This window comes from Loktanella sp. 3ANDIMAR09 (genome assembly GCF_001420005.1).
Lineage (GTDB): Bacteria > Pseudomonadota > Alphaproteobacteria > Rhodobacterales > Rhodobacteraceae > Loktanella.
In genome coordinates this window covers 129,349-143,339 of the sequence record NZ_LJAK01000009.1, presented here as the reverse complement: position 1 = coordinate 143,339, position 13,991 = coordinate 129,349, and the positions used below count along the sequence as shown (strand labels likewise).

The following is a 13,991-nucleotide window of genomic DNA, read 5'->3' as shown; positions in this document are numbered from 1 at the left end:
AAAGGCACGTCTGATTCCGAGGTCATGATCAAGCCTGTGCCGGGATCAAGCGGCGAATACCAGTTTTCGCGTCTGAACAACTGGCGCATCGACGGCGAGGCATCCAACATCGTCATCGAAGGATTCGCGTTCGACGGGAACTCGGACATCCTGTCGGTCGAAGAGATGCTGGCCACGGGATATTGGGACCAATCCGCCCAAGACGGGATGGGCGGCATCGCGATCAATGTCGAATCCGGTGAATACATCACCATTCGTGAAAACGATTTTCACGATCTCTACCAGAAGGCCGTCAACATCGAGGACGGCCGCTATGTCAAAATCCAAGACAACATCCTGCAAGACGTCGCCACAAAATCCCTGTCTGGTGGTCACGGGATCATGCGCCAGCAGGGATCGGGTGATTTCGGGGACGACATCGACGGCGTCTACCGTCTGGAGATCACCGGGAACCTGATTTTCAACACATATCAGACCATGCCGTCCTGGGTTCCGTCCAAAGGTTACCTGAACATGGTACTGGATGAGGGCAAGCCGATCCTCATTGACGAAGTGCCGAACTTTGAAAACCAGGATCAGGCGGTCCTGATTTCGGACAACGTCATCGCCTATGGACAGATCGACGGCATCCGTATCAAGCCGACGCAAGGCCTCGAGGTCACCAACAACACGGTCTATTCGACGGGTGAACATGGCGACGGCATCACGGAGATCAATACGATCAGATCGGAAACCACGGACGTGTTTCCCGACGGCGTGATCGCCGACAACCTGGTGTTTACACTTGCCGGCAGCCAGGCCTTTGAACTGAACGATCTCGTCGCCTCAAGCTAGCCGACGTTTCCTGGAACGTGGCCATCAACGGCAGCGAAAATGCCCTGACGGTGGCGTCACAAGCTACGACCTGACTGCGGATGAGGTTTTCCAGGACGCCGAAAACGGTGATTTTACCGTGGTCGATCCAACAATCGCGGCGACGGGCGCAGGGGCAAGCACCGCGGCGTTGGACACGATTGCGACGCAGGTCAGTGCATTTGATGTCACCGTCGCACCTGAAAACCAGACGCCGGACCCGATCTACAGCACGCAGATCATCCTCGACAATGTGCCGGGACTGCGGGACGGCGACCCGAGCGATGGCGCGGTCTTTACCTCTTTGGGCGACTATCGCGAGTCGGTTGAAGAGCCCGGTCGCATGGCGTTCTATTTCGACAGCCTTGTCGGGACCAAAGTGCAGGAAATCATTGTCCCGACGGAATATTCCGATTGGTACGCCGCGCTACAGAACCTCGCGCCGGGTTACGACCTGTACCGATCCGGTCGCACATTGCTGTCCGAAAATCAGATGTTTGGTGACAATGACGTTCTGATCTTTGAAATCCGCAGCGCGCGCGATTTTGACCAGATGCGGATCGTAGACGGATATGACGTCGATATCGTTCTTGGCGGCGATTTGATTCTGGATTTCACGAACTTTGAAGGTGATCTGACTCAGTTGGGGACGCCCGATCTCATTTTCGGAACAACGATTTCAGGCGCTTTTGCCGACATCTTTACCACGGGCCTTCCGGAGGGCACCGACATTGCGGTATCCCAATCCTCGGTCGACGGGCTTGTTGCGGTTGAAATATCGCTCGACGCGGCGCCGGTCTGCCTTGCTAAAGGCACGCGCATTCTGGCCGACAAGGGCGAAACCCGGATTGAACACCTCAAGGTTGGTGATCTGGTCCAGACACTCGATAGCGGGTTTCAACCTGTGCGGTGGATCGGCTCTTCGACGCGCAGGGCCAGGGGGCGCAGCCAGCCTGTGCGTATTGCCCGGGGCGCGATGGGGCCGGGACAACCCTGCCGGGATCTGGTTCTCTCGCAACAGCATCGCGTGATGATCAAATCCCCGATCGCTGACCGCAAGACCGGCGATGCAGAGGTTTTGGTCGCCGCCAAAATGCTGATCGACATGCCTGGTGTTGCGTATGTCTGTGACATGGTTTCGGTGACTCACTTTCATTTGCTGTGCGATCGTCATGAACTCGTTCTCGCCGAAGGGGCCGCCGTCGAAAGCCTGCTGCTGGGGCCAATGGCGCGCGGGTCACTGGGTCAGGACGCGAACCGCGAGATCAACGCATTATTCTCTGACGGCACCGAAGTTTTCGAAACAACGGCACGCCAGGTCCCAAAAGGCGCAACCGTTCAAAAACTGCTTGAACGTCATCGCAAGAATGCAAAATGTCTTGTGTCATCCTATGGGGTGGGTCCATGGCCAACTCCAGCCGGTCCTGGAGCCTGACGCACACGATCCCGGAACGTCGCACGGTCGTGTCGGGACCTGTCCCGCGCGCCGGGGTGCGTTCAAGAACGCACGTCTGGCCCGCGTATGTCGTGCGTTGGTCAGGCTGAAACCGAACTGGGATTGCCGGACGAGCACGCCAGAACCGGCACGCGCAACAAAGCAGCGCGGCACCTGATCGCTTAGGTGTCGAGGTGATGGCGGCCTATGCCGACAGTGCGGCGCGATCTGATCGGGTCATGTGCAAAGGGCCTTTTTGTTTGGTGCTGCGGGCTTGGGCCGTCTGCACGGGAGAGGGCGGTTCGAGCCCGTTTCGGTCAGTCGCCTAGATGACTTTCCGGCCAGCGGCAGTTCCGGCATCGCCCGTGTTGGGTGTTCCAGTCGGCTCGATCAGCAACAGATGCGCTTCCTTTTCGGCAAAGGGGCAATGTTCGACACCCTTTGGAACGACAAACATCTCTCCCGCTGTCACTGTGACGGGTCCGTCCCTGAGCCGGATGTCGATCTCACCCGAAAGAACGAGGAAGAAATCATCTGTGTCTGCGTGGGAATGCCATCTGAACTCTCCCTCGACCTTCACGACCATGACGTCGTGACCATTGAAGGATGCTACAGTGCGCGGAGACCATTTCTCTTCGAATGTCGCAAGCTTTGCCGCCAGATTTATCGACTTGGCCATCTTTGGTTTCCATCTCTCACACTTTCTCACGATACCTTGCGATGCGTTCGAATGGCAAGGTTGCCCCGCGCACCGGACATTCAGGTCCTTTGCCCCACCGCGCGACTAGCGGCCGCGCGACAGGCTGTTCAGCACCGACGTCGGGGTGATCTGGCCGATCTTTTGGCCATTTTCCACAACGCTCAGGATCATGCCCTGTTTGAGCGTGTCGATGATGTCCTGAACCGGGGTTTCGGCGGCGATCTGTGATGCGCCGGCGGTGCCGGGGGTCATCACGTCGCGGGCGGTCAGCACGCCCAGCGGGTTCATGTGGGCCACGAAATCAGCCACGTAGTCGTTGGCGGGATTGGTAAAGATATCGCGCGGGGTGCCGGTCTGGATGATGCGCCCGCCTTCCATGATGGCGATGCGATTGCCGATCTTGAACGCCTCGTCCAGATCGTGGCTGACGAAAATGATGGTCCGGCCGCGTTGGGCCTGCATGTCCAGCAGCTCGTCCTGCAAACGCGCGCGGATCAGCGGGTCGAGTGCGCTGAACGGCTCGTCCATCAGCAGGATCGGCGCATCGGTGGTAAAGGCCCGCGCAAGGCCAACGCGTTGCTGCATGCCGCCCGACAATTCGCCCACCAGCGCGTCGGCGCGGTCGGCAAGACCGACAAGGGCCAGTTCCTCGTCCACGCGGGCCCGGCGTTTGGCGGTGGACAGGCCGCCCAGTTCAAGGCCAAGGCCCACGTTGTCGCGCACGGTGCGCCATGGCAGCAGGCCAAACTGCTGAAACACCATCGCCACATTGGACAGGCGCAGTTTGCGCAGTTTGCGCGACTTGGCCTGTGTCACCGATTGCATGCCACCCGGCGTAGCGATCCGCACGTCACCGCGCACCACAGGGTTCAACCCGTTGACCGACCGCAGCAGCGTCGATTTGCCGGACCCCGACAGGCCCATCAGCACGAGGATTTCGCCTTCTTCCACCGTCAGCGAACAATTGTGCACGCCAAGCACCTGATCGGTCTCTGCCTGCACCTCGGCCCGCGTCTTGCCCTGGTCCATCAGCGGCAGGGCCGATTGCGGACGGTCGCCAAAGACGATGGAAACGTTGTCGAATTCTACAGCATTCATGGTTTGCGGACCCTCAGCGTACGGTCGAGCATGATCGCGACGATCACGATGATAAAGCCGGATTCAAAACCCAGCGCGGTGTTCACGGTGTTCAGGGCGCGCACCACCGGCACGCCCAGGCCGGCGGCCCCGACAAGGCCCGCGATGACGACCATCGACAGCGACAGCATGATCGCCTGATTGAGGCCCGCCATGATTTGCGGCGTGGCGGATGGCAGTTCGACCTTCCACAGCAATTGGCGTTTGGTGGCCCCAAACGCCTGTGCAGCCTCGATTAGGGCCGTCGGTGTGGAGGAAATCCCGAGGTAGGTCAGGCGGATCGGCGCGGGCAGCACAAAGATCACGGTGGCGATCAGGCCCGGCACGATCCCGATACCGAACAGCACGACCGTGGGGATCAGGTAAACAAAGGTGGGCAGCGTCTGCATCAGGTCCAGCACCGGCACCAGCGCGCGGTAGAACCGGGGGTGATGCGCACCTGCGATGCCGATGGGCACGCCGATCAACATGCAGGCCGTGCAGGCCAGCAGCACCAGCGTGAGGGATTGAATCGTTTCTTCCCAGTAGCCCTGGTTCAGGATGAACAGGAACCCGACCAGCACCAGCAGCGCCGTCTGCCAGCGCCGTTGCAGCGCATAGGCCAATGCGACGAACAACAGGACGACCACGATAGGCGGCGGGATCAGCACGGTATCGACGATCCAGTCGACCGAATCGCGCAGGCTGTCGGCAAAGAGGTCGATGGCCGGTCCGATCGCGGCATTCAGCGCGTCGAACAGGTCGCGGCACCAGACGCCGACGGGTATTTTTGTGTCTGTCAGGAAACTCAGGCTTAGCCAGTCCATCTCGTGAACTCCTTCAGCGGCGCGGCCCGGTGTGGCGCGCCGTTCGGTTACAACAGTGTCGGGCGACATCCCCGCACCACGGGGCGGTGTGGTCGGGATGTGCCCGTTTCAGTCCCAAGCCGCCGCATCCGCCAAGGGTGCCGTGGGTCGGGGCTGGGTCGGGGCCGTCATTTGTGAAACGGGGCCGCATCTGCATGCGGCCCCGTTCGGAAATCAGTTGGCCAGTGCGGCTGTGACGGCTGCGGTGGCGTCGCCACCGTCAACCGTGGTCACGCCTTCCAGCCAGGGCTGCCAGGTGGCCGCGTTGGCTGCCAGCCATGCGGTCGCCGCCTCTTCGGGGTCGGCGTTGTCGTTTAGGATCGCGCCCATGATCTCGTTTTCCATTTCGAGGCTGAACACGAGGTTGTTCAGCAGGGTGCCCACGTTCGGGCAGGCCTCGGCGAAACCGGCGGTGGTGTTGGTATAGACCGTCGCGCCACCCAGATCGGGGCCGAACCAGTCGTCGCCACCTTCCAGGTAGGTCATGTCGAACTTGGCGTTCATCGGGTGGGGTTCCCAGCCCAGGAACACGACCGGGTCGCCGCCACGGTCGGCGCGTTCGACCTGCGCCAGCATGCCCTGCTCAGAGGATTCGACCACCTCGAAGCCTTCGAGGTCGAATGCGTTGGCGCTGATCATGTCGAGGATCAGGCGGTTGCCGTCATTGCCCGGTTCGATCCCGTAGATCTGGCCATCCAGCGCGTCGCGGTTGGCGGCAATATCGGCAAAGGTGGTGATGCCCATGTCGGCCGCGGCCTTGTTCACGGCGAGGGTGTATTTCGCGCCTTCCAGGTTGGCGCGCACGGTGTCGACGGTGCCGGCCTCGCGGTAGGGGGCGATGTCGGCCTCCATCGTGGGCATCCAGTTGCCGAGGAACACGTCAACGTCGCCTTCGGCCAGCGAAATGTAGGTCACGGGCACGCTGAGCAATTTGGTTTCGGTGTCGTATCCCAGCGCGTCCAGCACCACGGATGTGGCGGCGGTGGTGGCCGTGATGTCGGTCCATCCCACATCGGCAAAGGTGACTTCGGTGCAGTTGTCTTGTGCCAGTGCGGGCGTGGCCGCAACAACGGCGATGACGGAAAGTGTAGAACGAAGGGTCATTTGGTTTCTCCCGGTCAGTTTTTTGTTGATTGATCAGTCAATCAAAGATGGGCTATGGGTGCCACACCTGAACCGGAGTGACAACATGCCAAAGCTTGGAATGGAGCCTATACGCCGTGCTGCCTTGGTGAAAGCCACGATTGCAGAGGTCGGCGACGCTGGTTCGCTGGACGTCTCTGTCAGCCGCATTGCAAAGCGTGCGGGCATGTCGTCTGCGCTGGCGCATCACTATTTCGGGGGCAAGGGGCAGATTTTTGTCGCCGCGATGCGCCAGATCCTGACCGACTATCGCAAGGAGGTGATCAGCGCGCTGCGGGATACCGACGACCGTGCCGCCGCCATCGTGACGGCGAGTTTTGCGCAGTCCTGTTTCGCGCCCGGTGTGGTTGCGGCCTGGATGACGTTTTACGGGCAGGCCCAGACGAACCCTGACGCGCTGCACCTGTTGCGGCTGTACCAGCGGCGGTTACGGTCGAACCTGACCCATGCGCTGCGGGGTCAGACCCCTGACCCTGCCGGTGCCGCCGATACGCTCGCTGCGATGATCGACGGCATCTATCTGCGCGCCGCGTCAGACCGGGCGGGGACGGCGGGCGCTGACCGTGTCCTGGCACTGCTGAACCTGCTGCGCCGCGCCTGAGCCATCACTTTTCATTTTCGCCCATCGGAGGCACAGATCATGACAACACAACCGACCGCCAGCCATTACATTGCAGGTGAATATGTCGAGGATACCGCCGGAGAGGTGATCCCCGTCGTCTATGCCTATACCGGAGAGACGATTGCCACCGTCCACGCGGCCACCCCCGCGATCGTTGACCGCGCGCTGGCTGCTGCTGCGGATGCGCAGGCCGCATGGGCCGCGCTGACCGGGACGGAACGGGGCCGCATCCTGCGCCGCGCCGCCGACATCATGCGCGCGCGCAACCACGAACTGTCGGTGCTGGAAACCTATGATACCGGCAAACCGTTGCAGGAAACGACCGTGGCCGATGCCACATCCGGTGCGGATGCGCTGGAATACTTTGGCGGCCTTGCAGGCAGTCTGACGGGCGAGCATATCCAGCTGGCCGGGGGCGATTTCGTCTATGCGCGGCGCGAGGCGCTGGGCGTCTGCGTCGGCATCGGGGCCTGGAACTATCCCACCCAGATCGCCTGCTGGAAGGCCGCGCCGGCACTGGCCTGCGGCAACACGATGGTGTTCAAACCGTCCGAGACCACGCCGCTGTGCGCGCTGAAGGTCGCGGAAATCCTGACCGAGGCGGGCGCGCCGCCGGGCGTGTTCAACGTCGTGCAGGGGCTGGGGGCCGTGGGGGCCGCGCTGACCACCGATCCGCGCGTGGCCAAGGTGTCGCTGACCGGGTCGGTGCCCACGGGCAAGCGGGTCTATGCCGCCGCAGCCGAAGGGTTGCGTCATGTCACGATGGAACTGGGCGGGAAATCCCCGCAGGTGGTATTCGACGATGCGGACCTGGAGGATGCGGTGGGCGGCGCGATCCTGGGCAATTTCTATTCCTCGGGGCAGGTCTGTTCCAACGGCACACGGGTGTTCGTGCAGCGGGGCATGGTGGATGCGTTCCTGGCCCGCCTGTCAGAGCGTTTGCAAAACGTCGTCATGGGCGACCCGCAGGACATTGCGACCAACTTTGGCCCGATGGTCAGCGCACGTCAGCGCGATCTGGTCGAAGGGTTCATCGCCAAGGGCGTGCAAGAGGGCGCACGGCTGGTGACGGGTGGCAAACGACCCGATCTTGACGGTTTCTTTCTTGAACCGACCGTCTTTGCCGATGTGACCGACGACATGACGATTGCCAGGGACGAAATATTTGGCCCCGTTATGTCGGTGCTGACCTTTGACACCGAAGAAGAGGCGCTGCGCCGCGCCAATGACACGCCCTACGGGCTGGCGGCGTCGGTGTTCACCCGCGATCTGGCGCGTGCGCACCGCATGGCGGCCGGGTTTCAGGCGGGGACCTGCTATATCAATACCCACAACCTCGCCCCGGTCGAGGCACCTTTTGGCGGGATGAAGCTGTCTGGCGTGGGCCGCGAGAATTCCAAGGCGGCGATTGATCACTATAGCCAGCTCAAGGGCGTCTACGTGGCCATGAACCCGGTCGAAGCACCATTCTAGGGGCCGTCCGGCGGATGCCGGGGGCCAAATTTTCGCGAAAATTTGGGGGCGCTCCTTGTGGGCGGTGAACATCATGCAAGCTGAATACGTTATTGTTGGTGCAGGCTCTGCCGGATGTGCGATGGCCTACCGTCTGGCCGAGGCGGGCAAATCGGTCATCGTCATCGAACACGGTGGATCGGATGCAGGCCCGTTCATCCAGATGCCTGCGGCCTTGTCTTATCCGATGAATATGAAAACCTATGACTGGGGATTTCATACCGCGCCCGAACCGCATCTGGGGGGGCGCACCCTGGCCACACCGCGTGGCAAGGTGATCGGCGGGTCCTCCTCGATCAACGGGATGGTCTATGTGCGCGGCCACGCCCGCGACTTTGACACCTGGCAAGAAATGGGCGCGCGCGGCTGGGCCTATGCCGACGTGCTGCCCTACTACAAACGGATGGAACACTGGCACGCGGGTATCCACGGTGGCGATCCGGCCTGGCGCGGCACCGACGGTCCGCTGCATGTCACACGCGGCCCGCGCCGCAATCCGCTGGTCAAGGCGTTCGTCGAGGCTGGCAAACAAGCGGGATACCCCGAAACCAAGGACTACAACGGCGCGCAGCAAGAGGGCTTTGGCCCGTTTGATGCAACGATCTACCGGGGGCGGCGCTGGTCTGCGGCCAATGCCTATCTGCGGCCCGCGCTGAAACGCGAAAATTGCACGTTGATCCGTGCCTTTGCCCGCCGTGTGGTGATTGAAGAGGGACGCGCCGTGGGCGTCGAGGTCGACCGCAAGGGCCAGACCGAGGTGATCCGCGCCACCCGCGAGGTCATCATCGCGGCCTCTGCCATCAATTCGCCCAAGCTGTTGATGCTGTCGGGGATCGGACCGGCGGATCATCTGGCGGAACACGGCATTGATGTCGTGGCGGACCGACCCGGTGTCGGGCAGAACCTGCAAGACCACCTCGAGCTCTATATCCAGCAGGCCGCGACCCAGCCGGTGACGCTGTACACCTATTGGAAACTGATCTGGAAAGCGTTGATCGGTGCGGCCTGGCTGTTCGGCAAAAAGGGTCTGGGCACCTCGAACCAGTTCGAATCCGCAGCCTTTGTCCGGTCGAAACCGGGTGTGGAATATCCCGATATCCAGTTCCATTTTCTGCCGCTGGCGATCCGCTACGACGGCAAGGTCGCGGCAGAGGGGCATGGCTATCAGGCGCATGTCGGTCCGATGCGCAGCGCGTCGCGTGGGGCGGTTTCGCTCACCAGCCCGGACCCGGCTGCGGACCCGCATATCCTGTTCAACTACATGTCCGACCCTCAGGACTGGGAGGATTTTCGCACCTGTATCCGCCTGACGCGCGAAATTTTCGGCCAAGCTGCCTTTGCCCCCTATAGCGGTCATGAAATCCAGCCCGGTGAGGCCGTGCAGTCGGATGCAGCACTGGATGATTTCATCCGCGCACACGCCGAAAGTGCCTATCACCCTTGCGGCACATGCCGGATGGGGGCCGTTGATGACCCGATGGCCGTGGTTGATCCCGAATGTCGTGTCATAGGTGTGGACGGGTTGCGCGTTGCCGACAGCTCGATCTTTCCGCAGATCACCAACGGCAACCTGAATGCGCCGTCGATCATGGTGGGTGAAAAGGCGTCGGATCATATTCTTGGGCGCGCGCCGCTGCCACGGGCGAATGATGCGCCGTGGATCAACCCGAACTGGGCTGTCAGTCAGCGCTGATTTGAATCGATTTGGCGCGAAACGTCATGTTTCGCGCCATTGAAACGCCGCATCCGCCCCCCAGATTGGGGGTATGCGGATTTTGTTAACCATTTGTTTACTGTTCTGTGCTGCCCCCCTGGCGGCCCAGATCTCGGGGCCTGCACGTGTGATCGACGGCGACACGATCCACGTGGGCGAGACACGGATCAGATTGAACGGCATCGATGCGCCAGAGGCCGGGCAGGATTGCCGCAGTGCGCAGGGGTTTCCGTTTTCCTGCGGCAGCCATGCGACCGACGGGCTGCGCGCGCTGATCGCGGGGCGCGCGGTGAATTGTGCGCCGCTGGATATTGATCGCTATGGCCGCACCGTGGCGCGTTGCACCGCAGGCGGGATCGACCTTGGCCAGCAGATGGTGCGCAACGGTCTGGCCATCGCCTATCGCCGCTATGACACGGTTTATGTCCCCGATGAGGATGCGGCGCGGCGCAGCGGGGCCGGTTTCTGGTCGGCGCAGATGCAGCGGCCTTCGGATTTCCGGGCGCAGGAACAGGTGGGCGATGCGGCCCCCGGCGGCTGTGTCATCAAGGGTAACATCAGCAGCAGCGGGCGGATCTACCATGTGCCCGGCAACGCATTCTATGACGAGACCCGGATCAGCCCGTCGCGCGGTGAACGCTGGTTCTGCACCGAAGCCGAGGCGCGCGCCGCAGGCTGGCGCGCGGCACGCCGTTAGGGCGCGACCGAAAGGCCGGCGGACAGGCGCTTTTCACGCACCATCACGAACATGATCGCGGCGATGGCCAGCAGCGCAGAGACCAGCATCAACGCCTGCAACGGCATCGCGGTGGTGCCGCGTGCCAGCAGCACCCCGGCCAGCTGGCTGAGTGCGGCCCCGCCACCGATCATCAGCGCACCGCCCAGCCCGCTGGCCGTGCCGGCCAGGTTCGGGCGCACCGACAGCAAACCGGCGATGGCGTTGGGCAGCGTCATGCCGTTGCCCAGTCCCAGCAGCGAGCACAGACCAAAGAGCAGGCCGGCGGGAATCACGGTCACCAGACCCAGGATCAGCGACAACCCCATGCCAAAGGCCGATATCAGGCAGCCGATCAGCACCATGCGATTGATGCCGACCCGCACCGAATAGCGACCCGATATTCCGTTGCCGATGGCATAGCCGATGGCGGGCGCACCCAGGGCGATGCCGGTCTGAAAGGCCGACAATCCGTAAATCCGGTCGGCGACGTAGGACGCACCGCCCAGAAACGCAAAGAACGACCCCGATGCGAACGCGGTGCACAGCGCATAGCCCCAGAACCGGGGCGCGGTCAGCAGCGCGGGATAGCTGGTCAGCTGTTCGGCAAATCCGGTGCCGCCGCCGCGCACGGTTTCGCCCTGGTCGAAATAGCACAGCAGCCACAAGAAAACGCCTGCACCCATCAGAAAGATGAACGAGGCATGCCAGCCGAATGCCTGATCCAGTGCGCCACCGATGGTGGGGCCGATCATCGGGATCAGGGCCATGCCCATGGTGACATAACCGATCATCGACGCGCTTTGTTCTGCCCCGAACATGTCGCGCACGATTGCCCGACTCAGCACGATTCCGGTCGCGACGGCAGCCTGCAGGATGCGAAACATCAAGAACAGCTGGATCGTGGGGGCGAGATAGGCGCCCAGCGTCGCCGCGATGAAAATGGTGATGGAGGTCAGCACGATCTTGCGCCGTCCGAACCGGTCGGACAGGGGGCCGACGATGATCTGCATCACCGCAGTTGCGGCCAGATAGCCCGAAACGGCGAATTGCATCGTGGCATAATCCGTGCCGAAATCGGCCGCCATCCGGGTGAGGGACGGCAGAAAAATCGACATGTTCAATGCGGATACACCGGCCAGCAGTGTCAGCGTGAAAATATGAGGCGGGGTGCGGCGGTCGAGAAAGCGCGCGCGGGGAAAGTCTGTCATCGCGCGCAAGGTAGCGGCTTGCGCTGCGGTGTCCATGGGTGCCGTGACAATGACCTGCATGGATCTGCGCGGCGTCAGATTGTTTCGCGCAGCCCCCCTACGGCTGGGGATATATTGCGCCTTGGGGGTTTTCCTCGGCAAAACCGATGACTAGAGTGCCCGACAATGCGGCCTGCGGAGGCCATGTGCACGACGGGAGGCCTGCATGAAAGACCATATCGAAGCCCTGGAGGCCAAGCGCTCCGAATCCCAACTGGGCGGCGGGCAGGCACGGATTGCTGCGCAGCACGCCAAGGGCAAACTGACCGCCCGCGAACGGATCGAACTGCTGCTGGATCACGACAGCTTTGAGGAATTCGACGCCTTTGTGACCCATCGCGCGGTGGATTTCGGGATGCAGGACAACCTGCCGATGGGCGATGGTGTGGTGACGGGTTGGGGCACGATCAACGGCCGCATGGTCTATGTGTTCAGTCAGGATTTCACCGTCTTTGGTGGTTCGCTGTCCGAAACCCATGCGCAAAAGATCTGCAAGATCATGGATATGGCGATCCAGAACGGTGCCCCCGTGATCGGGATCAACGATTCGGGCGGTGCACGCATCCAGGAAGGCGTTGCCAGCCTCGCGGGCTATGCCGATGTGTTCCAGCGCAACATCATGGCGTCCGGTGTGGTGCCGCAGATCAGCCTGATCATGGGGCCCTGCGCGGGTGGCGCGGTCTACAGCCCTGCGATGACCGACTTTATTTTCATGGTGCGCGACACGTCCTACATGTTCGTGACCGGCCCCGATGTGGTCAAGACCGTCACCAACGAGGTCGTCACCGCCGAGGAACTGGGCGGGGCCACGACCCATACCAAGAAATCCGGCGTGGTGGACGGTGCCTTTGACAATGATGTCGAAGCGATTGCCGAATGCCGTCGGCTGTTTGATTTCCTGCCCCTGAACAACCGCGAAAAGGCGCCGACGCGTCCGTTCTTTGACGATGTGAAAAGGGTCGAGGACAGTCTGGACACGCTGATCCCGGTGAACGCCAACACGCCCTACGACATGAAGGAACTGATCCACAAACTGGCGGATGAGGGCGATTTTTACGAAATTCAGGCCGATTATGCCGGCAACATCCTGATCGGTTTCATCCGGCTGGAAGGTCAGACCGTTGGCGTGGTGGCCAATCAGCCGATGGTACTGGCGGGCGTGCTGGATATCGACAGCAGCCGCAAGGCCGCGCGGTTCGTGCGGTTCTGCGATGCCTTTGAAATTCCGATCCTGACGCTGGTGGACGTACCCGGCTTTCTGCCCGGCACCAGCCAGGAATACGGCGGTGTCATCAAACACGGCGCGAAACTGCTGTTCGCCTATGGCGAGGCCACGGTGCCCAAGGTCACGGTCATCACCCGCAAGGCCTATGGCGGAGCCTATGACGTGATGGCGTCCAAGCATCTGCGCGGCGATTTCAACTATGCCTGGCCCACGGCGGAAATCGCGGTGATGGGGGCCAAGGGTGCTGTCGAGATCATCTATCGCGGACGCAGCGCGGAAGAAATCGCGGAGCTGACCAAGGAATACGAGGACCGTTTCGCCAATCCGTTCGTCGCGGCCTCTAAGGGGTTCGTGGACGAGGTGATCATGCCGCGGTCCACGCGACGCCGGGTCTGCCGTGCCTTTGCGTCGCTGCGCGGCAAGCAGCAGCAGAACCCGTGGAAGAAGCATGACAACATTCCACTGTGACCCCGGGGGGCCAGCCCCCCGGACCCCCCGGAGTATTTGTGGCAAGATGATGCAGGGAACCCCGCGTGGGGTGGGTCCGTTGGTGCGCAAAGGAGATTGCGATGACCAAGGACCATGGACCGTCCATCAAGGACGACGAGACCTACGAGGCGCTGCTGGACGAGGGCGCGAGCAAGCAGAAGGCCGCCCGGATCGCCAATGCGCAGGCCAACGACGACATGTCGCCGGGCGAGAAGGGGGGGCGACAGCCGCCCTACGAGGAATGGACCAGGGACGATCTGTACACGCGCGCACAAGAGCTGGACGTCGCGGGTCGTTCGGACATGACCAAGGCCGAACTGATCGACGCCTTGCGGGCGCGCTGATCCTGCTG

At 62.1% G+C, this 13,991-nt stretch carries 13 protein-coding genes; 8 read left to right on the top strand and 5 right to left on the bottom strand.

Translation table 11 applies throughout. The annotated features are described in order from the left end of the window. Together AN189_RS13840 and AN189_RS13835 are read left to right on the top strand one after the other, a co-directional pair. Positions 1 to 834: right-handed parallel beta-helix repeat-containing protein (locus AN189_RS13840; RefSeq protein WP_157057498.1), on the top strand; the 834-nt coding region annotated here is incomplete at its 5' end. Between the two features lie 118 nt (positions 835 to 952). Beyond that, positions 953 to 2,287 (top strand): Hint domain-containing protein, encoded by a 1,335-nt coding sequence (locus AN189_RS13835; protein ID WP_056036918.1) that lies wholly within the window; start codon positions 953 to 955, stop codon positions 2,285 to 2,287. Positions 2,288 to 2,612: 325 nt separating this feature from the next. Here the strand turns inward: AN189_RS13835 and AN189_RS13830 are convergent, their stop codons facing one another. The 4 genes from AN189_RS13830 to choX form a co-directional block, all read right to left on the bottom strand. Next, complete coding sequence (locus AN189_RS13830; protein WP_056036915.1) at positions 2,613 to 2,966, bottom strand: cupin domain-containing protein; 354 nt, start codon at positions 2,964 to 2,966, stop codon at positions 2,613 to 2,615. 105 nt (positions 2,967 to 3,071) lie between these two features. Beyond that, positions 3,072 to 4,085, bottom strand: a complete 1,014-nt coding sequence (gene choV / locus AN189_RS13825; protein WP_056036910.1) for a choline ABC transporter ATP-binding protein — start codon at positions 4,083 to 4,085, stop codon at positions 3,072 to 3,074. Then, a complete protein-coding gene (gene choW, locus AN189_RS13820) occupies positions 4,082 to 4,930 on the bottom strand; it encodes a choline ABC transporter permease subunit (RefSeq protein ID WP_056036908.1) in 849 nt (282 codons plus the stop codon). The genes choV and choW overlap by 4 nt, the downstream gene beginning before the upstream one ends. A 213-nt stretch (positions 4,931 to 5,143) precedes the next feature. Next, positions 5,144 to 6,073, bottom strand: coding sequence for a choline ABC transporter substrate-binding protein (gene choX / locus AN189_RS13815; protein WP_056036905.1), 930 nt, complete (start codon positions 6,071 to 6,073; stop codon positions 5,144 to 5,146). Between the two features lie 85 nt (positions 6,074 to 6,158). On the opposite strand from choX, the gene betI reads away from it, so the two are divergent. From betI to AN189_RS13795, 4 genes are all read left to right on the top strand, one after another. Then, complete coding sequence (gene betI, locus AN189_RS13810) at positions 6,159 to 6,713, top strand: transcriptional regulator BetI (protein WP_056037005.1); 555 nt, start codon at positions 6,159 to 6,161, stop codon at positions 6,711 to 6,713. A 39-nt stretch (positions 6,714 to 6,752) separates the two neighbouring features. Further along, entirely contained in the window at positions 6,753 to 8,207 is a 1,455-nt protein-coding gene (gene betB, locus AN189_RS13805; protein ID WP_056036903.1) for a betaine-aldehyde dehydrogenase, read from the top strand. A gap of 73 nt (positions 8,208 to 8,280) precedes the next feature. Next, positions 8,281 to 9,939 carry a choline dehydrogenase gene (betA, locus tag AN189_RS13800; RefSeq protein WP_056037000.1) on the top strand — a complete coding sequence of 553 codons (1,659 nt, stop codon included), beginning with the start codon at positions 8,281 to 8,283 and terminating at the stop codon, positions 9,937 to 9,939. A gap of 148 nt (positions 9,940 to 10,087) precedes the next feature. Further along, a complete protein-coding gene (locus AN189_RS13795) occupies positions 10,088 to 10,657 on the top strand; it encodes a thermonuclease family protein (RefSeq protein WP_253279621.1) in 570 nt (189 codons plus the stop codon). Here the strand turns inward: AN189_RS13795 and AN189_RS13790 are convergent. Beyond that, a complete protein-coding gene (locus AN189_RS13790; protein ID WP_056036990.1) occupies positions 10,654 to 11,886 on the bottom strand; it encodes a multidrug effflux MFS transporter in 1,233 nt (410 codons plus the stop codon). The genes AN189_RS13795 and AN189_RS13790 overlap by 4 nt on opposite strands. 205 nt (positions 11,887 to 12,091) lie before the next feature. Between AN189_RS13790 and AN189_RS13785 the strand changes: the two genes are divergently transcribed. Next, positions 12,092 to 13,618, top strand: coding sequence for an acyl-CoA carboxylase subunit beta (locus tag AN189_RS13785; RefSeq protein ID WP_056036898.1), 1,527 nt, complete (start codon positions 12,092 to 12,094; stop codon positions 13,616 to 13,618). A gap of 101 nt (positions 13,619 to 13,719) precedes the next feature. Next, positions 13,720 to 13,983, top strand: coding sequence for a hypothetical protein (locus AN189_RS13780; RefSeq protein ID WP_056036895.1), 264 nt, complete (start codon positions 13,720 to 13,722; stop codon positions 13,981 to 13,983). Positions 13,984 to 13,991 lie beyond the last annotated feature (8 nt).